Origin of the sequence: Microbacterium sp. 1.5R (assembly GCF_001889265.1) — a bacterium.
Taxonomy (GTDB): Bacteria; Actinomycetota; Actinomycetes; order Actinomycetales; family Microbacteriaceae; genus Microbacterium.
The window spans coordinates 630,624-655,623 of sequence record NZ_CP018151.1 but is presented as its reverse complement, the minus strand read 5'-3'; the positions used below and the strand labels follow the sequence as shown (position 1 = coordinate 655,623).

Genomic DNA, 25,000 nt, shown 5'->3' with positions numbered 1-25,000 from the left:
CTCTCTAGGTGGCCAGGTCGCCCTGGTGGGTTGCAGATGGTGGATTGTGAGAAGTGCAGATCAGATCTGCGGGTCTGTGGTGTCGGCACGTGTGTTGCGTCGGCGGACCCAGAGGGCCAGCCCGCCCGCGCCGAGCACGGTCAGGGAACCGGCGAGGATGTAGGGCAGTGCGCCCGTCCCTCCGGTGGTCGGAAGGGTCAGCGCCGGCACGTCGCGCACCGTGATGATCTGACCGGTGGAGGTCACCGCCTGATCGCCGCCTGCGGTGATGCTCACCGTGCGGTCCGGGTTGATGACGAACTTCACGGGAGCGGCGAGCAGGCTGAACCCGTCGGGTGCCGTCAGCTCGCTCAACCAGTACGTGCCGGCCGGGATGCTGTCGATCTGGAACAGACCGGTCTCGACCCCGTTGATGGTGAACGGAAGCGCCGTGCCCGGCTGCCCGTTCGCGTCTGCGAGCACCGCGAACGAGGAGCCGTCCATGCGCACCCAGGTGTTCGCTGCGGCTTCGCCGACCTTCTCGATCTTCAGCGGGATGCGGAACGGCTCGACGGGGGTCTCGGTGCTGTCGTTGTTCGAGCGCACCGGACCGCCCTTGGGGTCGGTTCCCGTGGAGTAGGCCGTGTTGATGACCTTCTTCGCGTCGACGTCTGCCTGGCCTATGACGTACGGCGCATTCGCGGCGCACGTCGAGATCTGGGTCGGCGCGATCGTCGTGGGCGTGCAGGTGACGGTGATGTTGCGCTGCGTCAGGCGGTCATCGACCACGGTGATGTTCGCGACCGTGATGTTTCCGGTGTTGGTGACGGTGAACGCGTACATGATGTGGTCGCCGAGCCCGGTCACGCCGTCCTGATCGATGTCCACGACCGAGGCGGTCTTGTCGAGCACGAGAGCGGGCGTCCAGGTGGCGGGGATGATCTCGTCATCGGTGTCCGTGACGTTCGGTCCGACCGCCGGCGTTCCGGTGGCCCGTGCGACGTTCGTCAGCGGAGCGCTGTCGAGGTCCGCCTGCTGCACCACGTAGGTGGCCGTGCAGGTCATCGTGGCGCCACTGGCGAGTGTGGATCCCTGAATCGGTGTGCAGGACAGCGTCGTCATGTCGCCCGCACCCGAGAACGTGTCCTCGGTGATCCGCACGTTCGTGAGGTTCGTGTTGAGCGTCGTGTTCGTCGCGGCCTTGGGAGTCGTGTTGGTCGCCACGAAGCTGTAGGTGATGACGTCGCCGACCTTCGAGTACACCTTGTCGGGATCGGTGTCGCTCGTCACGGCGACGCCGTTCACGGCGGTGATGCTCTTGACGATGTCGATCGACGGCTGGATGACCTCGAGCGACGCGTTGGCCGGCGGGTTCAGGTTCGTCGTGATGTTGGCGGGGCCGTTGATGTAGGTGCCGTTCACCGTCGAAGTGACATCGACCGTGATCGTGCACGATGCCTGTCCAAGGGCGAGGTCGCCGCCGGTGACCGACACCGAGGTTCCGCCGGCCGGCGCCGTGACCACATAAGCCGCACCGGTGCGCTGCGTGCAGGTGCCGCCGACGTTCGGGGCCGCCGCGATCTTGAGGTTCGTCGGCAGCGCGTCGGTGATGGTCCAATCGCTCTTGGCCATCAGGTCGGTCGTGTTCGTGACGGTCAGCGTCATCTTCGACGTCGAGCCGTTGGTGATCACGGTCGGGCTGAACGCCTTGTCGAGCTGCGGGGTCACATCGACGATCTGCGGCAGATCGAAGGCGACGTCGTTGCCCGCGCCGGTGGCCGTCGCGTTGTAGAGCATCAGACCGAGGTTCGCCGTGGTTCCGACCGGCACCTGGTATGCCGCGGACTGCAGCTTCGCGATCTGCGTCTCCCAGACCGTGTTGTTCGTGCAGGGGTTGAGTCCCGTGCTGAGCACGATCGGGGTGCCGTTCACGAGGAGGCTGAAGGTCTCCTTGGGCTGGTTCGCTCCGCCGGCTGCGGGACAGTTGACCGCAGCGAAGTATGCGGAGACCGCGTAGTAGTGACCGCCGATGGCCGGGATGGTGTTGACCGTGCGGAACTGCGTGCCCGCGGCGATCGCTCCGTTCGTCGCATTCGTGTACGACGTCAGCACCTGGTTGGTCGCGGCCTGCGTCGTCGTCTGGCCCTGCGCGACTCCGAGTGCACGAGCCATCTGCTGCAGCGTCGTCCACGTCGTGCTGACGTTGTTCAGGCAGCCCAGGTCAGTGACGGGCGCCGTCGGAGTCGCACCGCTCATGATCCAGCCGTTGCACTGGTTGCCGGCCGGGGTGTACTGCGTCGAAGCCGTGTACGTCGAGTTCGCGGCTGCCGCACCGCCGACGTAGGTGGTGATCGACCGTGCGGCGAGTGCTGCGCTCTGATTCGAGAAGTCCTCGGTGTACACCGGAGTACCCGGCTGAGGCGTTCCCGGTGTGCCGGGCACCGTCGCCGCGGCTGTGATTCCACTGTTGGGGGCGAGCGTCGCTCCGGCGACGAGCACGCCGGCGATGGCGAGCACGCCGAGCAGCCGCGTGATCGCCCGTCGGCGAGGCGCGACTGCGGAGCGTAATGACCGCTCCGTCGTGCGGTGGTGCGAGCGAATGCTCATGAATGTCCCAATCCCGGCATGCCCTCGGCCCGCCGGATACGGCGGAGCGCGAGAGGCGGATGCCTGTCCCCGAAAGTCGTGTGTGTCCCCAGTGCGAGACAGGAAGCAGAAGCCGCCCGTCACATACCCAGACCCCGGCGCGGACTTTTTATGACGGGCGAGGGAGAAAACTTTTCGGGGGGGCTCTTCGGGCTGCCCTAAGCTCGCACCATGTTCAGCGCCGAGACCCTCGCGACCTTCGTCGTGGCCGCGTTCGTCATGGTCGTGATCCCCGGACCGACAGTGCTGTTCACGATCGGCCGGGCGATGGCCCTGGGGAGACTGGGCGGGTTCCTCAGCATCCTGGGCACGGCGCTCGGCTCGATCCTGCTCGTCGTCGCCGTCGCCTTGGGCGTCGGCACCGTCGTGGCGCAGTCGATCGTGCTGTTCACGATCGTGAAGGTGCTGGGCGCCGGCTACCTCGTCTTCCTCGGCGTCCAGGCCATCCGGCATCGAAAAGATGCCGCGGCCACGGTGACAGGACCTGTGGCACGGCGATCAGGCGTGCGTCTGCTCGGTGAGGGGTTCGTCGTCGGGGTCACCAACCCCAAGTCGATCGCCTTCTTCCTGGCGATCCTTCCTCAGTTCGTCGACCTGCACGCAGGGTCGGTGCCGATGCAGCTCTTCGTGCTCGGCACGATCGTCGTCGCGATCGGAGTGGCCTGCGATGCGATCTGGGTGCTGCTGGCGAGCGCCGCGCGCGAATGGTTCGGACGCTCTCCGCGACGCATCGAGGCGATGGGCGCCACCGGCGGCGTGCTCATGATCGGGCTCGGCGCGTTCCTCCTGCTGTGGAACGACAAGCCTGCGAACGCCTGAGGCCGAGACTCACATACGCGCGAAGCGGGCGCGGACCATCGAGAAGACGCCGTAGATCGCGAGTCCGACCCCGACGAGCCAGAGGATCGCTCGGCCCAGGGGCAGGTCGACGAGGCTCCGCAGAGCCGCATCGAGACCAGCGGCCTTCTGCGGATCCTGCGTCCACGCGGCCACCACGAAGAGCGCTCCGGTGACCGCGATCGCGATTCCCTTGGCGATGTAGCCGGCGACTCCGAGGGCGACGATCCCGGGCCGCGACGGGCCCGTCGGGACATCCATCGTCTTCTCGAAGCCCCGAGTGAATCCGATGACGATGAATCCGATGCCGACACCCGCGACGGTCAGACCGAGGACGATGAGCGCCACGATGCCACCCGGCGCCGAGAGCACGACGGCGCTGAGCGCCCGAGAGGTGTCTTCGGATTCGACGTGCCCGCCGAAGGCGAAGATCAGGGCCAAGCCGGCGATCACGAGGTACGCGCCCGCGATGCCGATCAGCTTGATCCTCATCCCCCACTTCCTGGTCTCCTTGCCGCCGGTGAGGAGACCGCTGGCGACCTGCCAGACAGCGAGCGCGATCAGGGCCACCGCGATCACGCCGAGGACCAGCCCGCCGACGGGCGTCGAGCGGATCTGCTCCATCGCGCCGTCCTGATCGGCGTCTCCACCGCCGCCGCTGGCGATCGACACGGCGATCGCCCCGATGATGATGTGCACGAGGCCGATCACCACGAATCCCGCCCGCGCCACGCGCCGGAAGGCATCGGATCGCTGCGCCGTGCGCGCGGCACCCTTCGCTGAGGTCATCCGAGCAGGATATCTGTCGGCGCGAAGACGTCGGAGGGGGTTGCGTCGTCGCTGAGAGCCGCCCTCGTCAGGTCGCCCTCTCGACGGGTTGGCGCAGGATCGTCCGGAGCTTCGCCGGTTCGACCCGTCGGACATCGCTGAGGTAGATCTCGTGGTGCAGGCCCGTCATCGACAGGCCGTTCTCGGGGATGAATCGATGGTGCAGCCCGTCGAGCACCGGGGCCTCGTCGTCGTAGGAGCCGATATGGAGCGTCTGCACGCTGAGCCCTTCGTCGAGGGTCTCGAGACGCACGGAGCGGAGGGCGGGTGCAGGCTGCTTCTTCTTCGCCAGCTTCGCCTCGACCGTGTCGACCGCGTGGTCGAACATCTCCGGGGCGATGTGGTCGGGCACCATGATCAGGAGAGTCCACCGCCACGCCGATTTGTCGCGGCGCGATGTGAACGACTCCATGTCGGGCGCGTGCCACTGCCCCTCGAGCGGCATCACGACCGTGTCGATCCCGAGCTGCTCCCTGCTCGCGAACTTGAGCGCGTAGGCGATAGGGAAGAGTGCGGACACTGCGTCCTGGTATGCCTGGGCGGTGTTGGGATCGCCCGCCCCGTCGACCATCAGATACTGCATCGGGGGAACATCGAGGATGCGGAACTCCCCGTGCTTCGCCTGATAGGCGTCGAGGGTCTTCTTCGGGTCGAGCGCCATCGCGGGTCCTCTCACGGCGGAATCGGCATCCGTCCGTCGGCACAGTGTCGCACGGGCGACGGACGTCAGGGTGGTCGGCGCGCATCCGCGCCGACCACCCTGACGCGCTCAGGCGGGCTCGACCGCGAGCCACAGCTCGCAGGACGCGTGCGTCCCGGTGAACTCGAGATACCGGACGATCGAGGGCGCGGGCCGCAGCCGCCACGGATTCGACGGGAACCACTCCGTCGCCGTCGCCGCCCACAGTGTCTGCAGGGTCTCAGGGAACGGCCCCGTGGCGGCGAAGACCGCCCAGGCGCCCGCCTCGACCCTCACGACATCGAGATCGTCGGGCACCGAGGTGGTCGGCCGCACGGAGACTCCGTGCAGGTAGGTGAGCTCGGTGCCCTCCGGCGCATCCTGAGCGATGTCCCCCGTGATGGCCAGGATCCCCTCGGGCTGCGCATCGCTCAGCGCCTTGAGGCGAGCATGCTCCTCCGGGGCGATCGAGGAGATGTGCGCCTGGATGTGCGGATTGGTGCCCTCGTGGATGAGCGGCACTCGTGCGGCATGGCCGACGAGGACGAGCTCGGGGGTGGTGGTGATGGTGACGTGCATCGGGGTGCTCCCTTCGACGCTCAGGCGGAACCGAAGCGTGGGTTGTGTGCGGAGAGGACCCCCGTCTCGGCGCGCATCGACCGGGCTGATCCCGTGCACGGCGCGGAACGCGCGGCCGAACGCCTCGATCGAGCCGTACCCGTGTCGCACGGCGACGTCGAGCACGTTCGGGGCGCCGGCGGCGAGTTCTGCGCCGGCCAGCGTCATCCGCCGACGGCGGACGTATTCTGACAGCGGCATCCCCGCCAGAGCCGAGAACATCCGGCGCAGGTGGTACTCCGTCGTGCCGTGCACGCGAGCGAACCCGGCGACGTCGATCTCGTCGCCGGTGCCCGCCTCGACGAGATCGACCAGTGCGTTGAGCGTTCCGATCATGAGGTCCTCCTTTCCCCACCATCGTGCGGCCCGAGGGCGATCTGCGACCCGACTTTCCGTGTCGGATCCGATCGATCGCCTCTCGGAGGTCAGCTCCGCTCGCCCGGATCGGCGAGCAGGTCGGCGAATGCCAGCTCGGCCGCGCCGATCAGCAGCCTGTCAGCGCCGAGAGCGGCCGGGCGGATCTCGAGCGCCTCGGCGCTCTCCGACATCGCGAGCGCCGTCACATCGTCGACGATCTGATCCGCCCGCAGATCGGCGAGGGTGGCGAGGAATCCGCCCAGCACCACGAGAGCAGGATTGAGCACGTTCACGGCATTGGCCAGCGCGCTCGCGAGCACATGCGCCTGACGCGTGATCTCGGCGGCCACCACCGGCGAGTCGGATTCGGAGAGCTCGGCGGCGAGCGTCTCATCGTCGGCCGAGTCGAGGCCGACCGCATCGAGAAGCAGCCGGCGGCTCACCTCGGCCTCGAGCACACCGTCGCGAGTGCGGCGGTCGGCGTCTGCCGAGATCCGGGGTCTGTTCTGACCGAACTCCCCCGCGTACCCACCCGCCCCGGCGACCGGCCTCCCGTGGATGATCAGTCCGCCTCCGATACCCGACGCACCTCCGTTCAGGTAGACCACGTCGTCGATCCCCCGGCCGGCGCCGTAGCGGTGCTCGGCGATGGCTCCGAGCGTGGCGTCGTTGTCGACGAAAGCCGCAGACGCCGTCGCCGAACGGACGAGATCGGCGAGCGGCACATCGGTCCAGCCGAGATGAGGCGCATTGCGCACGACACCGTCGGATGTTCGCACGAGGCCGGGGACCGCGACACCGATCGCCGCGATCCGTGCCGCGGCGAGCGCCCCTTCGCGCCAGGCGGCGATGCGATCGGCGATCGTCGACACCACCGCATCCGGCGTCGGAACGGTCTCGTTCGGCAGGCGCTCGCGCAGGACGATGCTGCGGTCGAGGCCGATCGCAGCGATCTCGATCGCGTCGACCTCAGGGTTCACCGCGATGGCGACGACGCGAGCCGACGCCGTCACGACCGGTGAGGGACGCCCCACACGGCCGGGTACGTCGGGTATGCGCTCGTCGACGAGACCGCGTCTGACGAGCTCTGCGACGAGGTCGGCGATCGTCGAGCGGTTGAGCCCGGTCTGCTCGGTCAGCGCGGCTCTCGACTGCGCGCCGTTCTCGTGCACGAGCCGCAGGAGGAGGGCGAGGTTGTGCGGGCGGGTGCCCAGCGCGGGGCTCGGCTGCGTCGGCATCCCTTCACTGTAGGGGGTGGACGCACCTTCTGTCATGAGATATGTTGTGAATCACAACTTATTCGATGACCTGCACAGGAGCAGCCATGACCACCCCCACCCGTGACGACAAGTTCTCCTTCGGCCTGTGGACCGTCGGCTACAACGGCGCCGACCCGTTCGGCGGCCCCACGCGCCCGGCGCTCGACGTGGTGCACGCCGTCGAGAAGCTCGCCGAGCTCGGCGCGTACGGCCTGACCTTCCACGACGACGACCTGTTCGCCTTCGGCTCGACCGATGCCGAGCGCCAGACTCAGATCGACCGCCTGAAGGGTGCGCTCTCCGACACCGGCCTCGTCGTGCCGATGGTCACCACCAACCTCTTCAGCGCGCCGATCTTCAAGGACGGCGGTTTCACCTCGAACGACCGCGACGTGCGCCGCTATGCGCTCCGCAAGGTGTTCCGTCAGCTCGATCTCGGTGCCGAGCTCGGGGCCAAGACCTTCGTCATGTGGGGTGGCCGCGAGGGTGCCGAGTACGACTCCGCCAAGGACATCCGCCAGGCGCTCGAGCGCTACCGCGAGGCCGTCAACCTGCTCGGCGACTACGTCACCGACAAGGGCTACGACATCCGCTTCGCGATCGAGCCGAAGCCCAACGAGCCGCGCGGCGACATCCTGCTGCCGACGCTGGGCCACGCCATCGCCTTCATCGACTCGCTCGAGCGCCCTGAGCTCGTCGGCGTGAACCCCGAGGTCGGGCACGAGCAGATGGCAGGACTCAACTTCACCGCGGGCATCGCTCAGGCGCTGTTCCACGGCAAGCTCTTCCACATCGATCTCAACGGCCAGCGCGGCATCAAGTACGACCAGGACCTCGTCTTCGGACACGGCGACCTGCACAACGCCTTCTCGCTCGTCGATCTGCTCGAGAACGGCGGCCCCGGTGGAGTGCCCGCCTACGACGGCCCCCGTCACTTCGACTACAAGCCGAGCCGCACCGAAGACGAGAAGGGCGTGTGGGAGTCGGCCGCCGCGAACATGCGCACGTACCTGCTGCTCAAGGAGCGGGCGGCCGCATTCCGCGCCGACCCCGAGGTGCAGGAGGCGCTCGCCGCCGCCCGCGTCGACGAGCTCTCGACGCCGACCCTCAACCCCGGAGAGAGCTACAACGACTTCCTCGCCGATCGCTCGGCATACGAGGACTTCGACGCGAACTCGTACTTCGGCGGCAAGGGCTTCGGGTTCGTCCGGCTGCAGCAGCTCGCGACCGAGCACCTGCTCGGCGCTCGCTGATCGTCATGCCACTGGTTCTCGGGGTCGACTCGTCGACCCAGTCGTGCAAGGTCGTCGTCGTCGACACGTCGACCGGGGCGGTCGTCCGCTCCGGTCGCGCGTCGCACCCGGAGGGGACGTCGGTCGACCCCGAAGCCTGGTGGCAGGCGCTGAACGCCGCGATCGCGGAGGCGGGGTCGCTCGACGACATCGCCGCGTGGTCGATCGGCGGGCAGCAGCACGGCCTCGTCGCGCTCGACGAGTCGGGCGCGGTGATCCGCGACGCGGTGCTGTGGAACGACACACGTTCCGCCGGTGCGGCGCAGGATCTGATCGGCGAGTTCGGTGCGTCCGAACTCGCCGACCGCACCGGCCTCGTGCCCGTCGCCTCGTTCACGATCACCAAGCTGCGCTGGCTGCGCGACCACGAACCGGAGAACGCGGCACGGGTCGCCGCCGTCGCTCTGCCGCACGACTGGCTGACGTGGCGTCTACGCGGGTTCGGACCCGACAACCCCGCGCTCGACGAGCTGGTGACCGATCGGTCCGACGCCTCCGGCACCGGATACTGGAACCCGTCGACGGGCGACTATGACCGCGAGCTGCTGGTGGCGGCGCTCGGCCATGACGCGATCCTCCCCCGGGTGCTCGCCCACGACGAGTGGGTGACGGATGCCGACGACCGGCGCGTCGGTGCGGGAGCGGGTGACAACGCGGCCGCCGCGCTCGGACTCGGCGCCGTGCCGGGTGATGTGGTCGTGTCGATCGGCACCTCGGGCACGGTCTGCGCCATCAGCACCACTCCTCTGAGTGACCCGACCGGGACCGTCGCGGGCTTCGCCGATGCCTCGGGCAACTTCCTGCCTCTCGTCGCCACGCTCAACGCCGCGCGGGTGGTCGACGTGACCGCTGCGCTGCTCGGGGTCACGCACAGCGAGTTCAGCGACCTCGCGCTGCGGGCCGCCCCCGGCGCGGGCGGCCTCACTCTGCTCCCCTACTTCGAGGGCGAGCGCACCCCGAATCTGCCGGATGCCACGGCCTCCCTCTCGGGGATGACCCTCGCCTCGACGACGAGGGAGAATCTCGCCCGCGCCGCCGTCGAGGGGATGCTCCGAGGACTCGGCGCCGGGCTCGATGCACTGCGCGATCTCGGCATCCCGCTCGAACGCGCCCTGCTGATCGGCGGCGGAGCGCAGTCGGAGGCCGTGCGTCGCGTCGCGCCGGAGATCCTCGGCCTGCCGGTCGAGGTGCCCGAGCCCGGCGAGTACGTCGCGCTCGGCGCCGCCCGGCAGGCATCACAGCTCGTCGGCTGATCCCGCCGGAACGCACCCCGCCGGAACGCACCCCGTCGGGAGGAGATCTCCTCCCGACGGGGTGCGTTCGCCGCATCCGTCCTCCCGAAGCGCAGTTCTCCTCCCGAGCGGGCGACCGAACGACCGAGCACACGAGCGAGGCGGATGCCGTCAGCCGGCCAGCACCCTGGCGTCCCGCTGGGCGATGATGCTCAGCTCCGCCGCCGTGAAGGCGTGCGCCTGTGTCATCGCGTGCTCGGTGCGGTCGATGCAGTCGCGGATCAGCTGACCGAAGAAGGGGAACCCCGTCTTCCCTGTCGCGTCGAAGCGGAACTGTCCGTCCTGATCGACGAGCAGCACCTGTCCGCCGCCGTTGTCGGTCGTGATGTCGGTGTACTTGCGCAATTCGATGTATCCGTCGGTGCCGAGCAGCACGGTGCGACCGTCGCCGAAGACGTCGAGCCCCGCCGGGGTGAACCAGTCGACGCGCACGTAGCCGGTGGTGCCGTTGTCGAGCACGACGTGGGCGTCTCCGAAGTCCTGCAGGCCCGGAGTGTCGGGGTGCGCGTAGTTGGCGACGGTCGAGCTCGCGATCTCGCCGGTCGTCGCGCCCGTGTAGTACAGCATCTGCTCGAAGTTGTGACTGCCGATGTCGCAGATGATGCCGCCGTACTGCTCGGGGTCGTAGAACCAGTCGGGCCGCCCCGTGCCGATGCGATGGGGGCCGAACGACGCGACCTGCAGCACGGTGCCGATCGCGCCCCGATCGATCAGCTGGCCGGCGAGGATCGCCGCCTCGGAATGCACGCGCTCGCCGTAGTACACGGCGAACTTCCGCCCGGTGCGCTCGACGGCTTCTCGAGCGGCATCGAGGTCGTGCATCGTCGTGATGGCGGGTTTGTCGGCGAAGAAGTCCTTGCCCGCGTCGAGCACGCGCACGCCGAGTGGAGCCCGCCGATTCGCGATCGATGCACTGGCGACGAGCCGCACCTCCGAGTCGTCGAGCACCTCCTGCTCGCTCGCGGCGGCACGCGCCTGCGGGAAGCGTTCGAGGAAGTCGGCGATCTTCACCGGGTCCTCGTCGAAGACCAGCGAAAGGGTCGCGCCGGCCTCGATCAGCTGCTCGACCATGCCGACGATGTGACCGTGATCCAGTCCGATCGCGGCGAAGACGAACTCGCCGGGTGCGACGACAGGTTCGGGGAGCGGATCGAAGGTGTAGGTGCGGGTCATCGCCGGGTCTCCTCGTGGTTCATGTCATAGGTGCGCAGGCGTCCGCACATGCCGAATCCGCGGTCTCCCCCCGAGGGTACGGCTTCGTGCACGCGAGCATCGGCCAGGTGCGCCACCGAACCGGATGCCACGGCATCGGCGAGCGCCACCGAGCGCTCGGCCTGAGCCAGCGGACCCTGGCGCACGAGGTCGCCCCACGCCTCGGCGCGGTGGCGTACGAGCACACCGGCGGCGGCATGGAACGCGCGGAGCGCGCCGTAATCACCACCCGAGACGGCATCCCGCAGCGTCTCGAATCCCGTCACGGCGAGATCACGTCGTCGGGCCGCTCGCTCGGCGCGTTCATCTGCATCGTCTCCGAGCGAGGCCGCCGCCGCATACGCGTCGGGGTCGCCCACGATCTCGGCGGGGAACGTCATGACCGCATCACCCGCCTCGGGGAGTCCGGCGTCGCTCATCAGCACGACGACCCGCAGGTCGCCGCCGTTCACGGCACGGTGGATGGTGCCAGGGGTGAACCAGACGACGGACCCCGACCTCAGCGGGGTCTCATGGAACCCGGCGGCGTCGATCGTCTGCAGGGCTCCCTCACCGGAGATCACGACATAGGCCTCGGTCGAGACGAGGTGCATGTGAGGGCTGCCGCCGCAGATGCCGTCCGGCGCGGCATCCGGGTAGACGTCGAGGTGCGACAGCGATGTGCCGCCGGGGAACGAGGATGCGGTCACGATGCCGCCTCCACGAGCGACGCGGTCTTCTCGAAGAAGTGCGGGGCGTTCGCCACCAGCTGTCCCGCCCGATAGTAGGGATCGGACGCCGTGATCGGCAGCGAGACGAACTGGCGCTCGAAGCCGGACTTGTAGATCGCGGTCACCACCTCGACCGCATCGCGGCCGTCCTGTCCGCCGGCGATCGGGACTCTCCCCTCACGGATCGCGCTGAGCAGGTCGCCGATCTGGCCCTCATGCCCGAGGTGGGCGAGCGGGGCACGGCCGGCGACGAGCTCCTCGATGCGTGCGACGGCCTCGGGGTCTCCGCCGTCAGCGGGAAATCCGTCGCGTCGGGACTGCTCGGCGACGACGGAGAACGGCTGGGACACCCGGGCGTTCGCCCCCTGGATCACGATCGCCTGCTCCTCCCCGTGGTGCACCACGGAGCTGGTCAGCTGCGCGAGCCCCCGTTCGTAGCGGAAGACGGCGACCGAGAGATCCTCGACTTCGGCGTTGTCGTGCTGCGCGTTGGCGAGCATGGCCGTGATCTCGGCCGGGCGTCCGAGCAGCCACAACAGCAGGTCGATGTGGTGGATGGCGTGGTTCAGCGTGCAGCCGCCCCCCTCTTTCTCCCAAGTGCCGCGCCACCAGAGGTCGTAGTACGGCAGCCCACGCCACCACGCCGAGTCGACCCGGACGTGCGAGATCGATCCGAGCAGACCCGAGTCGACGACCTCCTTCAGCGCGGCGAGATCGTCGCGGAATCGGTTCTGCGCGACGACGGACAGCACACGGCCCGAACGCTCCTGCGCGGCGAGCATCGCATCGCACTCCTCGAGGGACGGAGCCATGGGCTTCTCGACCAGCACGTGGATGCCGGCATCGAGCGCAGCGGTCGCGAGCGAGGCGTGCGTCGACGGCGGGGTCGCGATGCTCACCAGGTCGACGAGACCCGAGGCGATCATCGCGAGCGGATCATCGAACGTCGCCGCCCGCGTGAGCCCGAACGCCTCGGCCTTCTGCGCGGCCCGCCCGGGGATGACGTCGGCGAGCGCGGCGATCTCGCAGTCGCCCGCGAAGGCGAGGTATCCGCTGATGTGCGCGTCGGCGATCCCGCCGGTGCCGATGATGCCGATCCTGAGCATTCGCTGCCTCCCCGATGAGGTGTTACTACGTATTACTAAGACGTAGTAGATACTATCGAGACAGACACCCGCCACGTCAAGCCCGGAAAGGAGGATGCCGTGGAGAAACGCCCGACCAGCCACGACGTCGCCCACCTCGCCGGGGTCTCGCAGTCCACCGTCTCTTTCGTCTTCACCGGGCGGCCGGGGATCTCCGAGGCGACGCGCGAGCGGGTGCTTCGCGCGGCATCCGAGCTGAACTACCGACCCAACCTGGCCGCCCGGTCCATGCGCACCCAGCGCACCGGCCGCCTCGCCGTCGTCGTGCCGATCGCCACGATGAATCCGCTCACTCTGCTCTCCGGCGCGATCTCCGCCGCGCGCGAGGCAGGCTACGTCGTGGAGGTGGTGAGCCTGCCCGAGGAGGCGACCGCGCGCGACGATCGCCTCGCCGATCTCATCGGGTCGGGGCAGCACGAGGGCGTGCTCGCGTTCACGCCGCTGCCCGCCACCGACTCCCCCGCCGACGGCCCCGTCGTCCTCTCGGTCGGCGAGTTCGATGACGCGATGCACATGACCGGCGCATTCACCGATTCGCGACCCATCACCGAGATGATCGAACGCCTCGCGGCACAGGGACATCGGAGATTCGTGCATCTGGCCGGCCCCGACGACTTCCCGTCGGCACGAGCCCGTCGCGCGGCCTACCTCGAAGCGATCGAGCGTCTCGGACTCGAGTCGCTCGGTGTGTTCGGAGAGGAATGGAGCGGCAGCGCCGGTGAGGCCGCCGTCGACAGGCTGCCCGCAGACGCACCGCCGCTCGCCGTGATCGCCGCCAACGACGTGATCGCGACCGGAGCCATCCGAGCGGCGACACGACGCGGATGGACGCTGCCCGACGACGTCGCCGTCACGGGGTGGGACGATCACCCCCAGAGCGCGTTCCTCGTGCCGTCGCTGACGAGCGTGTCGCAGGACCGCGAGAGACTGGGCGCCTACTCGATGCACCGTCTGATCGCAGCCGTCCGCGGCGGCGATGAGCCGATGAAGCCCGACGGTCTGCTGACCGTCATCTGGCGCGAGTCGACCGATTCTCCCCACTGACCGCCGAGACCTGGAGGCGCACATGAAGATCCTGATCCCGAACACCATCGAGCTGCCGGTGACCGCAGACGTCGAGACCGTCGTCTACGACATCGACGCCGAGATTCCCGCCGAGCACCGTGACGCCGAAGCGCTCGTCGTCTGGCACAACTCCTCGTCGTGGCTCCGGGAAGCCGCCCGCGCACTGCCCCGCCTGCGTCTCGTCCAGGCCCTCGCCTCCGGCGCGGATGCGGTTCTCAACGCCGGGTTCGGCGCCGACGTGCGCATCTGCTCCGGTCGCTCGCTGCATGACGGACCCGTCGCCGAGCATGCGCTGACCCTGATCCTGAGCGCCGTTCGACGTCTCGACCGGCTGCGCGACGCTCAGCGCGAGCACGTCTGGGACGAGGCGTTCAACGAGGAGCAGAGCGCCGCGCCCACTCGCGCGCTCTACACGCTGTCCGGCGCCCGCGTGACCATCTGGGGATTCGGTTCGATCGCCTCGACGCTCGCGCCGTTCCTCACCGCACTCGGCGCGGAGGTGCAGGGCATCGCCCGCACCGCCGGAGAGCGATCCGGGTATCGGGTGCACTCGGATGCCGATGCAGCCGCCGTGCTGGCTGACACCGACGTGCTCGTCTCGATCCTGCCCGCCACCGACGAGACCGCCGACCTGTTCGACGCCGAGCTCTTCCTCGCGCTCAAGCCAGGCGCGGTGTTCGTGAACGTCGGTCGTGGTGTGACCGTCGACGAGGCTGCGCTGATCGCGGCGCTGGAGTCGGGACAGCTGCGCGCCGCGGCGATCGACGTCGCGAAGTCCGAGCCGCTTCCGGCATCCGACGTGCTGTGGGACGCACCGAACCTGCTCATCACCCCTCACATCGCCGGCAACCGTCCGGTCGGAGCGGCACGCCTGGTCGACCAGAACGTGACCCGCCTCCTCGCGGGCGATGATCTCCTCAACCAGGTGCACCCCTAGGGTCTGGACACCGCGGGGGCGAGCGGCGCATGCTGAGGGCATGACCGCCTTTCAGACCACACACGCGTTCAGCGGGTTCAGCGTCGACGACATCGACGCCGCCCGCTCCTTCTACGGCGACACCCTCGGCATGGACGTCACCACCAATGCCATGGGGTTCCTCGACATCAGCCTGCCCGACGGCGGATCGATCCTCGTCTACGGCAAGCCGAACCATGAGCCCGCGAGCTTCACGATCCTGAACTTCCCGGTGGACGACATCGAAGCAGCCGTCGACGAGCTCAACGAGCGGGGCGTCGTGACCAAGATCTACGACGACTCGGAGTTCGCCACCGATGAGAAGGGCATCCTGCGAGGCGGTCCCGATCGAGGGCCCGACATCGCCTGGTTCACGGACCCCGCCGGCAACGTCCTCGCCGTGCTCGCCGCCGGCTGAGCGCCGCTCTCAGGCGAGGAGCGAGTCGAAGAGCTCGTTCACGGCCGGGTCGACGCGCTGCAGCTCGGGATGCGCGTCGTGCCAGTCGATGATCTCGCGCGCCGCGGTGTGCAGTGGCACGAGCGGGGCGAAGTCCGGCACGAGGCGGCGGACCTTGGTGTTGTCGAAGACGACGGAGTGCGCCATGTCACCCGTGAGCTGCCCGGCGCGTTCGGGTGCGGCATCCTCGATCGCCGCACTCGTGGCGTACCGGATCTTCGGCTCTGCTCCCGCCGCGCGACCGAGGATCGCGTAGATCTCGTTCCAGGTGTAGACGAAGTCGCTCGTGATCTGGAAGGTGTCGCCGTAGGCGAGCGGGTTGCCGAGCAGCCCCGCGAAGCCGACCGCGAAGTCGCTCGAGTGCGTGAGCGTCCACAGCGACGTGCCGTCTCCGTGGACGATGATCTCCTCACCCCGGCGGATGCGGTCGATCGCCGTCCACCCTCCGAACGCCGGGATCGTCCACTTGTCGTAGGTGTGCGAAGGCCGCAGCACCGTGACCGGGAATCCGCGATCCCGGTACGCGGCGGTCAGCAGGTCCTCGCAGGCGATCTTGTCGCGCGAGTACTGCCAGTACGGATTGCGCAGCGGTGTGGACTCGGTGATCGGAAGACGAGAGACCGGCTTCTGGTAGGCGGATGCCGAACTGATGAAGACGTACTGTCCCGTCCGGCCCTCGAAGCGGTCGATGTCCCGCTGCACCTGATCCGGCGTGAAGGCGATCATGTCGGCGACGACATCGAACTCACGACCGGCGAGGGCGGCGTCGACCGCTGCCGCATCCGACACATCCGCCGTCAGCACCTCGACGCCGTCAGCGGGCTCGCGCTGCGACTGTCCGCGATTCAGCAGAGTGACCTCCATCCCCCGGGACGCCGCGAGCGCACTCGCCGCCGAGGAGATGATTCCGGTTCCACCGATGAACAACACCGTCGTCGCAGTCATGGATCCGACTCTAGCGACGGGTCAGGCGGGGAGGCCGCCTAGGCGAGGTGCTCGAAGAGCGCGCGGACGGCCCCTTCGACGGCATCCGGATCTTCCGCACGGATCGCGTGGGCGACGGCTTCGGCCGCAGCGACCAGCCCGGGTGTCTCGTCGTCTCCGGGTACAGTCTCGGAGAACTGCAGCGCGCATTGAGCGAGGATCGTGGCCTCGACCAGGTGCATCGCCTGTCGCGGATGCCGCACGAGATCGTCGACGGCGGTGAGGAACGCGATGGCCGCGGCGTCGCGGTCGGCTGCGGCCTGCGCGCGACCGATCTCCTCGGCATACGCCGCGAGATCGGAGCGGACGCCTTCCGCGGCCGTGGGCAGCGCCGTGCGGAGCGCCGTCCCCGCGAGCACGCCGGCGTAGCTGATGACGGCACGCGACTCGCGTGCGGTGAGGTCCGCGACCTTGGTGTAGCGCGCGGGAGTGACCTCGACCAGTCCGATGTCACGCAGCCGGATGATCGCTTCGCGGATCGGGTTGAGCGACATGTCGAGCTCTCGGGCGAAGCGCATCGTGTTGAGCGTGTCGCCCGACCGATAGTCCCCCCGCAGGATCGCCCCGAGGATGTGCTGGAAGGCAAGTTCGGGCAGCGGCACGGCACCGCGATGGGTCCAGTGGTGCGTCCGTGGATCCGCGTAGGCGATGGTCATTGGTGCTCCCCAGGTCCGTTGTGTACGCCCCCTGTGACAGGGGCCCCCACTAGACAGACTCGCTGCCGCCCGGAATATTACGCAGCGCCAGGGAAAAAGTCAGACGACGCTGGCGCCGGGCGCCGCAGCGAACTCCTCGAGAGCGGTGACGACGTCGTCGGAGAGCTCGACCTGGCTGGCCGCCACCGCGTCGTCGATCTGGCCCGTGCGCGATGCACCGATGATCGCGGTGGTCACCACGGAGTCCCGCAGCACCCACGCGACGGCGAGCTGGGGAATCGAGAGGCCCGCGTCCTTCGCGACGCGGTCGATGCCGCGGATGCGCCCGAGGTAGCTGTCGGTGAGCGCGGAGCCGTTCAGGAAATGGCTGTTCGCGGCACGCGAGTCGGCCGGGACGTCACCGTCGATGTACTTGCCGGTGAGCAGGCCCTGCGCGAGCGGCGAGAACACGGCGCTGCCGATCTCCAGCTCGCGCAGCGCCGGGAACAGCTCGGCCTCGGGAGTGCGGTCGAACAGCGAGTACCGCGGCTGGTGCAGCAGCAGCCTCACGCCCTGATCCGCGAGCAGCTGATACGCGCGACGCGCCAGCTCGGCCGGGTAGTTCGAGATGCCCACGTACAGCGCCTTGCCGCTGCGCACGATGTCGGCGAGCGCCGTGACCGTCTCCTCCAGCGGGGTCTCGGGGTCGGGGCGGTGCGAGTAGAACACGTCGACGTAGTCGGTGTCCATGCGCTGCAGACTCTGCTCGAGCGAGCGCATGAGGTACTTGCGCGATCCGCCGTCGCCGAACGGCCCCGGCCACATGTCGTAGCCGGCCTTGGTCGTGACGAACAGCTCGTCTCGGTAGCGGGCGAGCCCGCTGTCGAGAACGGCCCCGAACGTCGACTCGGCGGACCCGTACGGCGGACCGTAGTTGTTCGCGAGGTCGATGTGCACGACACCGCGGTCGAACGCGTGCAGCACGATCTCGCGCTGACTGTCGAAGGTGCGGTCACGACCGAAGTTCTGCCAGAGTCCGAGCGACACCTTCGGCAGCTTCACCCCGCTGGCGCCTGCGCGTTGGAACGGCACGTCGGTGTAGCGGGTGGCCGCAGCCTCGTAGGCATGCGTCAGGCGGGGGTCATCGGCGGCGATGGGCATGAGGGACGCTCCTGGATCCGAGGCGGGAAGAGCTTCAGGATAGCGCTTTCTCGCACGGCGGGACCAGGACTCCGATGCATGCTGCGCCGGCATACGGGTGTCCGCGCTCGCAGGCCCGACCGACCGCTGTCAACCACACCGACGAAGTCCGACGGTCGGGGTAGCGTGACGGAGAGACGGCGATCATCGCATTCACCCCCGCTCCCCGCGGGAAACGAGAAGAGGTCCATGATGGGCGGGACCCCACCGTCGAAGCTGTCCGGCACGTCGAACGCCATCGTCGTGACCGGAGCACGGGTGCACAATCTTCGCGACGTGAGCGTCGCGATACCCCGCGACGCCCTCGTGGCCTTCACCGGCGTCTCCGGCTCGGGCAAGAGCTCCCTCGCATTCGGCACGTTGTACGCCGAGGCGCAGCGTCGGTACTTCGAGTCGGTGGCGCCCTACGCGAGGCGCCTGATGAGCCAGGTCGACATCCCCGACGTCGACGCCATCGGCGGGCTGCCTCCGGCGGTGGCCCTCCCCCAACAGCGCACCGCGGGAAGCGCTCGATCGACCGTCGGCAGCGCCACGTCGATCGGCAACGTCATCCGCATGCTGTTCTCGCGAGTGGGCACATACCCCAGTGGGGCGGAGCCGCTGTTCGCCGAGGACTTCTCCGCGAACACCGTGCAGGGCGCGTGCCCGCGCTGCCACGGGATCGGGCAGGTGTACGACGTGCCTCTGCACCTCATGGTCCCCGACGAGTCGCTGTCGATCCGCGACCGTGCGCTCGACGCCTGGCCGCGCGCCTGGCACGGCAAGCAGCTCATCGACAGCCTGATATCGCTCGGCTACGACATCGACATCCCGTGGCGCGATCTGCCTGAGAAGCAGCGTCAGTGGGTGCTCTACACCGAGGAGTCGCCTCAGGTTCCGGTGTTCACCGACCGCGGCCCGGCGCAGGTGCGCAAGGCCGTCGCGGCCGGCATCGAGCCCTCGTACATGAGCACGTTCGTCGGCGTGAGGCAGTACGTGCTCAACACCTTCGCCAACTCGAAGAGCGCGAAGATGCGCGAGAAGGCGGCGAGCTTCATGGTCAGCGTCCGCTGCCCGATGTGCGACGGACGCCGCCTGAAGCCCGAGGCGCTCGCCGTGACGTTCGCCGGTCTCGACATCACCGAGATGGCCGCGATGCCACTCGCGGACCTCGAGGCACTCCTCGAGACGGCACTCGACTCCTCCGGCAACGGAACGGATGCCCCCGGCGCCGGTGGCGAAGCGCTCCCACCCGAGAAGAAGCTCGCGGCGCACCGGCTGGTCGACGAGCTGCGCGATCGGATCTCCCCCATCATCGAGCTCGGTCTGGGCTACCTCTCGCTGGATCGCTCGACCCCGACGCTCTCGTCGGGTGAGCTGCAGCGTATGCGGCTCGCGACCCAGGTGCTGTCGCAGCTGTTCGGGGTCATGTTCGTGCTCGACGAGCCGTCTGCCGGCCTCCACCCCGCCGACGGCGAAGCGCTCGTGCGCATCCTCCGCTCGCTGCGAGACTCCGGAAACACGGTCTTCTTCGTCGAGCACTCCCTCGAGGTGATCCGGCATGCGGACTGGATCGTCGACATCGGCCCCGGAGCGGGATCCACCGGGGGTGAGATCGTCTATTCCGGCCCGATCGACGGGCTGCGGGACGCGGAACGCTCCCAGACGAGACGATATCTGTTCGCCGACGACCTGCGAGCCGAGCAGCCGACGGCACAGCCGCGGGCCCCTCGCGAGCCCGATGCCGAACTCGTGCTCGTCGACGTCTCGCGGAACAATCTCCGCAGCGTCTCGGTGTCGATCCCCCTCGGCTGCCTCACCGCCGTCACGGGCGTCTCCGGTTCGGGCAAGTCGTCTCTCGTCACCCAGGCCCTGCCCGACCTGCTGCAGAGCAGCCTCTCCAGCGAGGTGGACGGCTCGTCGACCGACACGTCGACGAGGGAAGAGCAGGGCAGCGCAGCAGCTGATCCGCTGTTCTCCGCACCGATCGCCCACACGACGGGTCGCGCCTCCGGCCCCGCCGACCGCGTGCGACGCGTGGTGCAGGTCAGTCAGAAGCCGATCGGCCGCACCTCTCGATCGAACGTGGCGACGTACACCGGGCTCTTCGACCGCGTCCGCGCGCTGTTCGCCGCGACACCGGAAGCGCGTCGGAGGCGCTACGCCGCGAGCCGGTTCTCGTTCAACCTGGCGAGCGGGAGATGCCCCACCTGCAAGGGCGAGGGCACGGTCGAGGTGGAGCTGCTCTTCCTCCCCACCGTCCACGCCCCCTGCGGCACCTGCGGCGGCACGCGCTACAACCCGGAGACCCTCGAGATCGAGCTCCACGGGCACACCATCGCCGACGTCCTCGCCCTGAGCGTGAACGACGCGCGTGTCCTCTTCGAGGACGATGCCGACGTCGCGCGACATCTCGATGCCCTCCTCGACGTGGGGCTCGGGTATCTGCCGCTGGGCCAGTCGGCGACCGAGCTCTCCGGCGGCGAGGCGCAGCGCGTGAAGCTGGCGTCCGAACTGCGGCGCGCCCAGCACGGCGACACCCTCTACCTGCTCGATGAGCCCACCTCAGGACTGCATCCGTCGGACACCGATCGGCTGCTCGTCCATCTTCAGCATCTCGTCGACGCCGGCAACACGGTCGTGATGGTCGAGCACGACATGCGCGTGGTCGCACAGGCCGACTGGGTGATCGACATGGGACCGGGAGCCGGAGAGCTCGGCGGCACTGTCGTGGCGCAGGGAACTCCGCGTTCCGTCGCCTCCGCGAGCGGAAGCACCACGGCGTCGTACCTCGCGGATGCCATCGCGGCTCAGGAACTCGGAGTCAGCGCCTGAGAACAGAAAATCCCTGCCGAGGCAGGGATTCTTTCTGCGGAGACGAGGGGATTTGAACCCCTGGTCCCCGTGAGGGGACTCCACCTTAGCAGGGTGGTGCACTCGGCCGGACTATGCGACGTCTCCAGGCATCCGAACCGTGAAGAGCGGATGCACCTTGCAATCATAACGGGTTCCCGTGGCTGGAACGAATCGGGGCTCAGGGTCCTCGGCCGGGCCGCCTGCAGGACGAAAGCACATCTGCAGGACGAGACCCGACGGATGCTCCCGCATCCGTGCTCCGGTCATGCACACGGCACGGGTGACGGCGCGTGACCCGAGACGATCCCTCAGCCGGCGCTCGATTCGCGCACCACGAGTTCGGGCTGGAACCGCACGCGACGGTCGTGCTCGACGCCGTCGAGCTCCTTCAGCAGCAGATCCACCCCGGTCCAGCCGAGCAGCCTGGCGGGCTGGCGCACGGAGCTCAGCGGCACGACGGTCGCCGAGGCGAAGTCGATGTCGTCATAGCCGACCATGGCGATGTCCTGGGGCACACGGATGCCGGAGCCGAAGCTGAACGCCTGCAGCAGCCCGACGGCGAGCAGGTCGTTCGCGGCGAAGACGGCATCCGGGCGCGATTCAGGCCCACGCGCCGCGATGGCCTCGCCCGCAGCCCTGCCCTGGAGCACCGTGAGCGCGGACTGCTCGAAGATCTCGAGAGTGACATCGGGGTGAGCGGCGACGGCCGCCTGCACGCCGCGCAGACGATCGGCGACCTGCTGCACCGACTGCGGTCCTCCGACGAATGCCAGCCGGCGACGTCCCGAAGCCAGCAGGTGATCGGCAGCCAGGCGTCCGCCTTCGACGTCATCGACCGAGACCGACGGCAGCAGCCCCTCCTCCACCTCGCGGTCGACGAGGATCACCGGCATGCCGCCTGCGGCGAATCGATGCACGGCCGAGAGGTCGTCGGTGGCGGGTGTGAGCAGCACGCCGTTGACCCGCTGCTCCTGGAAGAGCTCGAGGTGCGCGACCTGGCGCTCGTCTCGCTCGTCGCTGTTGCCGAGCAGCACCGTCATGCCGGCATCCGCTGCCCGGTCCTCCGCGCCGCGCACGACCTCGGCGAAGAACGGGTTGCCGATGTCGGGCACCACGAGTCCGATGCTGCGACTGCGACCTGCGCGCAGCTGCCTGGCGGCGTCGTTGCGCACGAAGCCGAGTTCCTGGATCACCCGCTGCACGCGCTCGACCGTCTTGGCGGACACGCGCTCGGGCTGATTGAGCACGTTCGAGACGGTGCCGACCGAGACGCCGGCCGCAGCCGCCACGTCCTTCACCCCTACCGCCATGGCCTGCCTCCGTCCGTCCGCGCGTGCGCCACGACTACCTTCTCATTCCGCGGGGTGAACTCCGCGCCGACGACGCCCCGGAACCGCGACGACGGCGAGCGCCGCGCAGCCGATGCCCGCGATGAACAGGGGCGCGAGCGCCCAGGTCACGACACCGGTGAAGACGGCCGCGGCCGCGATGTACGCGGCTCCGGCGGCATCCGCTGTGATCATCCCCGGCACCGCGCGGACCCCGGCGTTCCACCCGGTCGACGGCGACCAGGCGCCGGCGGCGAGCAGCACGGCGACCGCGAGAGCGAGCAGCCCCGCCCAGCCGATGACCGCGATGATCTCGCCACCGGGCAGTGCGCCCGAGCCCGCGAGCACGACGTCGACCGTGAGCACGGCGGCGATCAGCGCCGCCGGCACCCCGACGCGGAGCGAGGGCAGGATGCCGGTGCGCACGTCGTCCCAGAACAGGGCCGTGCGCGAATCCTCCGCGGCGACGAAGCGACGCAGGTGACGGATGCCGGCGGCCAGGGCGATCGGCAGCGTGACGACGCCGAGGGCGATGATCGTCATCAGCAGCCCGACCGTGAGCACCTCGCCGAACAGACCGAACTTGGCGGTCGCTCCGGGGTTGACCCCGGGCTCGACACCGGCCACCGTCGGGCCGGCGCCCGACCGCGCCTCGCGCTTCGCCGCCCGGTGCGCCCGACGCTCTGCGTTGATGACCGACATGACTAGCCCTTCAGTCCCTGCGTGGCGACTCCGTCGACGAGGAAGCGCTGGAAGACCACGAAGAACAGCAGCACCGGCACGAGGGCCACGAACGACGCCGTGACCGTCGCGCCGTAGTCGGACGACGAGGTCTGGTCGTTGTAGAGGCGCAGCGCGATCGGCAGCGGGTAGTTCTCGGGGCTCGTCAGGTAGAGCAGCGGCCCGAGGAAGTCGTTCCACGCCCAGATGAACGAGAAGATCGCGCAGGTGATCAGGGCGGGCTTGATGAGCGGCAGGATGATCGACCAGAAGATCCGCAGGTGGCCTGCTCCGTCGATGCGCGCCGCTTCATCCATGTCGCGGGGCATCTGGCGGATGAACTGCACGAGAAGGAAGACGAAGAACGCCTCGGTGGCGAGGAACTTCGGCAGGATCAGCGGGATGAAGGTGTCGACCCATCCGAGCTGGTTGAAGATGATGTACTGCGGGATGATCACGACGTGGAACGGCAGCAGCAGCGTGCCGATCATCGCGGCGAACAGCACGCCGAGTCCCTTGAACTGCACTCGTGCGAAGGCGTAGGCGGCGAGCGCCGACGAGAGCACCGTGCCGACCACGGCCGAGACCGCGAGGATCAGCGAGTTCAGGAAGAAGCGCCACATCGGCACTCCGGCGATGCCCTCCATGACCTTGCCGTAGTTGTCGAGCGTCGGCGCCTGCGGCAGCAGCCCCGGGTTCTGACCGAACTCGGCGTTCGGCTTGAACGTCGACAGGAACAGCCACAACAACGGGTAGAGCACCACCGCGGTGAGCGCGAGGAGACCGATGAACCAGATGACGGTCTGCCAGGTCTTGCGCTTGATGCGGCGACGCGGGGCGGGCGGACCGACGGGCGTCGTCTGCTGCGCGGCGAAGACCGGAGTGGATGCGGCGCCGGACGTGGTCGCCTGATTGGAGGTGCTCATTTGTCGTCTCCCGAGTAGTGCACCCACGACCTCTGAGTGCGGAAGAGGATGAAGGCGATGATCGCGACGACGACGAGCAGGACCCACGCGATCGCGGCCGCGTAGCCCATCTGTCCGTCGGAGAACCCTCGCTTGTACAGGTACACGGTGATGAAGTTCGTCATGCCGGCGGGGCCGCCGGTGCCGTTCGAGATGATGTACGCCGAGGCGAACACCTGGAACGCGCCGATGAGACCGAGCAGCAGGTTGAAGAACATCACCGGGGAGAGCATCGGGATCGTCACCGCGCGGAACCGACGGTAGGCGTTCGCGCCGTCCATCTCTGCGGCCTCGTACAGCTCCTTGGGGATCTGCTTGAGACCCGCGAGGAAGATCACCATCGTGGCTCCGAACTGCCAGACGGCGAGCAGGATCATCATCGGGAGCACGAGGCTCGGGTTGCCGATCCATCCGCCGAGATCCACGCCGAAGATCTGCAGACCGCTGTCGACCGGACCGTCGGAGGAGAACATGGCCCGCCACACGATGGCGACCGAGACCGAGCCGCCGATGAGGGACGGCGCGTAGAAGGCGGAACGGAAGAAGCCCGCGCCCTTGTCTCGGTAGTTCAGGAGCATCGCGACGGCCAGCGCCGCCGCCAGGGTTATCGGGGTGCCGATGAACACATAGACCAGGGTGATCTGCGCCGACTGGATGAAGTTCGGGTCGCTCGTGAAGAGTCGGATGTAGTTGTCCAGCCCGATCCACTTGGGCGGCTGGAAGATGTTGTACTTCGTGAAGGAGAGGTACAGGGAGTAGATCATCGGCACGGCGGTGAGACCGAAGAAGCCGATGAGCCACGGGGTGAGGAACGCATAGCCGGTCGCCGTCTCACGCCGCAGACGTGCGCGCTGGCCCGGCCGCGCGAGTTCGTTCTCGGGGCGGCGGCCGCTGCGCAGCGCCCGCCCTCGCCCGGACTTCTTGCCCGTGACGATCGTCCTGGTCGCCGTCGTGGTCATGACAGCTCCTTCCGAAGTGGATGGGATGCGGTGGGCCGGGCGG

22 protein-coding genes and 1 tRNA gene are annotated in these 25,000 nt (G+C 68.7%); 7 read left to right on the top strand and 16 right to left on the bottom strand.

The genetic code is table 11. The features are described 5' to 3' along the window. Positions 1-60: 60 nt before the first annotated feature. Entirely contained in the window at positions 61-2,586 is a 2,526-nt protein-coding gene (locus tag BMW26_RS03070) for a prealbumin-like fold domain-containing protein (protein ID WP_072590740.1), read from the bottom strand. Between the two features lie 210 nt (positions 2,587-2,796). Between BMW26_RS03070 and BMW26_RS03065 the strand changes: the two genes are divergently transcribed. Then, entirely contained in the window at positions 2,797-3,444 is a 648-nt protein-coding gene (locus tag BMW26_RS03065) for a LysE family translocator (protein WP_072590739.1), read from the top strand. Between the two features lie 9 nt (positions 3,445-3,453). Here the strand turns inward: BMW26_RS03065 and BMW26_RS03060 are convergent, their stop codons facing one another. The 4 genes from BMW26_RS03060 to BMW26_RS03045 form a co-directional block, all read right to left on the bottom strand. After that, a complete protein-coding gene (locus BMW26_RS03060) occupies positions 3,454-4,251 on the bottom strand; it encodes a DUF1206 domain-containing protein (protein WP_072590738.1) in 798 nt (265 codons plus the stop codon). Between the two features lie 67 nt (positions 4,252-4,318). Then, positions 4,319-4,951 carry a GyrI-like domain-containing protein gene (locus tag BMW26_RS03055; RefSeq protein ID WP_072590737.1) on the bottom strand — a complete coding sequence of 211 codons (633 nt, stop codon included), beginning with the start codon at positions 4,949-4,951 and terminating at the stop codon, positions 4,319-4,321. 108 nt (positions 4,952-5,059) lie between these two features. Next, on the bottom strand, positions 5,060-5,923 hold the full coding sequence (locus BMW26_RS03050; RefSeq protein WP_072590736.1) for an AraC family transcriptional regulator: 864 nt from the start codon (positions 5,921-5,923) through the stop codon (positions 5,060-5,062). Between the two features lie 89 nt (positions 5,924-6,012). Continuing rightward, on the bottom strand, positions 6,013-7,182 hold the full coding sequence (locus BMW26_RS03045) for an ROK family transcriptional regulator (RefSeq protein WP_053098778.1): 1,170 nt from the start codon (positions 7,180-7,182) through the stop codon (positions 6,013-6,015). Positions 7,183-7,268: 86 nt separating this feature from the next. Here BMW26_RS03045 and xylA point away from each other — a divergent pair, with 86 nt between their 5' ends. Both xylA and xylB read left to right on the top strand, forming a co-directional pair. Continuing rightward, positions 7,269-8,456 (top strand): xylose isomerase, encoded by a 1,188-nt coding sequence (gene xylA / locus BMW26_RS03040; RefSeq protein ID WP_072590735.1) that lies wholly within the window; start codon positions 7,269-7,271, stop codon positions 8,454-8,456. Between the two features lie 5 nt (positions 8,457-8,461). Next, positions 8,462-9,748, top strand: a complete 1,287-nt coding sequence (xylB, locus tag BMW26_RS03035) for a xylulokinase (protein ID WP_072590734.1) — start codon at positions 8,462-8,464, stop codon at positions 9,746-9,748. A 150-nt stretch (positions 9,749-9,898) separates the two neighbouring features. On the opposite strand, the gene BMW26_RS03030 is transcribed toward xylB, so the two are convergent. From BMW26_RS03030 to BMW26_RS03020, 3 genes are read right to left on the bottom strand one after another with little or no spacing between them, the layout of a single operon-like run. Then, on the bottom strand, positions 9,899-10,960 hold the full coding sequence (locus BMW26_RS03030) for a Gfo/Idh/MocA family protein (RefSeq protein WP_072590733.1): 1,062 nt from the start codon (positions 10,958-10,960) through the stop codon (positions 9,899-9,901). After that, entirely contained in the window at positions 10,957-11,688 is a 732-nt protein-coding gene (locus tag BMW26_RS03025) for a cupin domain-containing protein (protein WP_157557394.1), read from the bottom strand. The genes BMW26_RS03030 and BMW26_RS03025 overlap by 4 nt, the downstream gene beginning before the upstream one ends. Further along, positions 11,685-12,815 carry a Gfo/Idh/MocA family protein gene (locus tag BMW26_RS03020; RefSeq protein WP_072590731.1) on the bottom strand — a complete coding sequence of 377 codons (1,131 nt, stop codon included), beginning with the start codon at positions 12,813-12,815 and terminating at the stop codon, positions 11,685-11,687. The genes BMW26_RS03025 and BMW26_RS03020 overlap by 4 nt, the downstream gene beginning before the upstream one ends. 99 nt (positions 12,816-12,914) lie before the next feature. On the opposite strand from BMW26_RS03020, the gene BMW26_RS03015 reads away from it, so the two are divergent. Genes BMW26_RS03015 through BMW26_RS03005 form a run of 3 tightly spaced genes read left to right on the top strand, consistent with a single transcriptional unit; the run spans position 12,915 to position 15,292 of the window. After that, complete coding sequence (locus tag BMW26_RS03015) at positions 12,915-13,898, top strand: LacI family DNA-binding transcriptional regulator (RefSeq protein WP_072590730.1); 984 nt, start codon at positions 12,915-12,917, stop codon at positions 13,896-13,898. A gap of 22 nt (positions 13,899-13,920) precedes the next feature. Continuing rightward, positions 13,921-14,856, top strand: a complete 936-nt coding sequence (locus BMW26_RS03010; protein ID WP_056276856.1) for an NAD(P)-dependent oxidoreductase — start codon at positions 13,921-13,923, stop codon at positions 14,854-14,856. Positions 14,857-14,896: 40 nt separating this feature from the next. Then, complete coding sequence (locus tag BMW26_RS03005) at positions 14,897-15,292, top strand: VOC family protein (RefSeq protein WP_072590729.1); 396 nt, start codon at positions 14,897-14,899, stop codon at positions 15,290-15,292. Between the two features lie 9 nt (positions 15,293-15,301). Here the strand turns inward: BMW26_RS03005 and BMW26_RS03000 are convergent, their stop codons facing one another. The 3 genes from BMW26_RS03000 to BMW26_RS02990 all read right to left on the bottom strand — a co-directional run bounded on the left by BMW26_RS03000 (position 15,302) and on the right by BMW26_RS02990 (position 18,111). After that, positions 15,302-16,276 (bottom strand): NAD-dependent epimerase/dehydratase family protein, encoded by a 975-nt coding sequence (locus BMW26_RS03000; RefSeq protein WP_072590728.1) that lies wholly within the window; start codon positions 16,274-16,276, stop codon positions 15,302-15,304. Between the two features lie 38 nt (positions 16,277-16,314). Then, positions 16,315-16,971: a GntR family transcriptional regulator gene (locus BMW26_RS02995; protein WP_072590727.1), complete on the bottom strand. Its 657-nt coding sequence runs from the start codon at positions 16,969-16,971 to the stop codon at positions 16,315-16,317. Positions 16,972-17,070: 99 nt separating this feature from the next. Next, a complete protein-coding gene (locus BMW26_RS02990) occupies positions 17,071-18,111 on the bottom strand; it encodes an aldo/keto reductase (protein WP_072590726.1) in 1,041 nt (346 codons plus the stop codon). A gap of 228 nt (positions 18,112-18,339) precedes the next feature. Here BMW26_RS02990 and BMW26_RS02985 point away from each other — a divergent pair, with 228 nt between their 5' ends. Beyond that, positions 18,340-20,964 carry an excinuclease ABC subunit UvrA gene (locus tag BMW26_RS02985; RefSeq protein ID WP_198032375.1) on the top strand — a complete coding sequence of 875 codons (2,625 nt, stop codon included), beginning with the start codon at positions 18,340-18,342 and terminating at the stop codon, positions 20,962-20,964. Positions 20,965-21,001: 37 nt separating this feature from the next. On the opposite strand, the gene BMW26_RS02980 is transcribed toward BMW26_RS02985, so the two are convergent. From BMW26_RS02980 to BMW26_RS02960, 5 genes are all read right to left on the bottom strand, one after another. Continuing rightward, positions 21,002-21,090, bottom strand: a tRNA-Ser gene (locus BMW26_RS02980). 203 nt (positions 21,091-21,293) lie between these two features. Then, complete coding sequence (locus tag BMW26_RS02975; RefSeq protein ID WP_056276845.1) at positions 21,294-22,295, bottom strand: LacI family DNA-binding transcriptional regulator; 1,002 nt, start codon at positions 22,293-22,295, stop codon at positions 21,294-21,296. 42 nt (positions 22,296-22,337) lie between these two features. Further along, positions 22,338-23,015, bottom strand: coding sequence for a hypothetical protein (locus tag BMW26_RS02970; RefSeq protein WP_072590725.1), 678 nt, complete (start codon positions 23,013-23,015; stop codon positions 22,338-22,340). Between the two features lie 2 nt (positions 23,016-23,017). Continuing rightward, the gene (locus BMW26_RS02965) at positions 23,018-23,959 is read right to left on the bottom strand and encodes a carbohydrate ABC transporter permease (protein ID WP_072590724.1); all 942 of its coding nucleotides are present in this window, start codon (positions 23,957-23,959) and stop codon (positions 23,018-23,020) included. After that, the gene (locus BMW26_RS02960; protein WP_072590723.1) at positions 23,956-24,957 is read right to left on the bottom strand and encodes a carbohydrate ABC transporter permease; all 1,002 of its coding nucleotides are present in this window, start codon (positions 24,955-24,957) and stop codon (positions 23,956-23,958) included. Before BMW26_RS02960 ends, BMW26_RS02965 begins: the two co-directional genes overlap by 4 nt. Between the last annotated feature and the right edge of the window lie 43 nt (positions 24,958-25,000).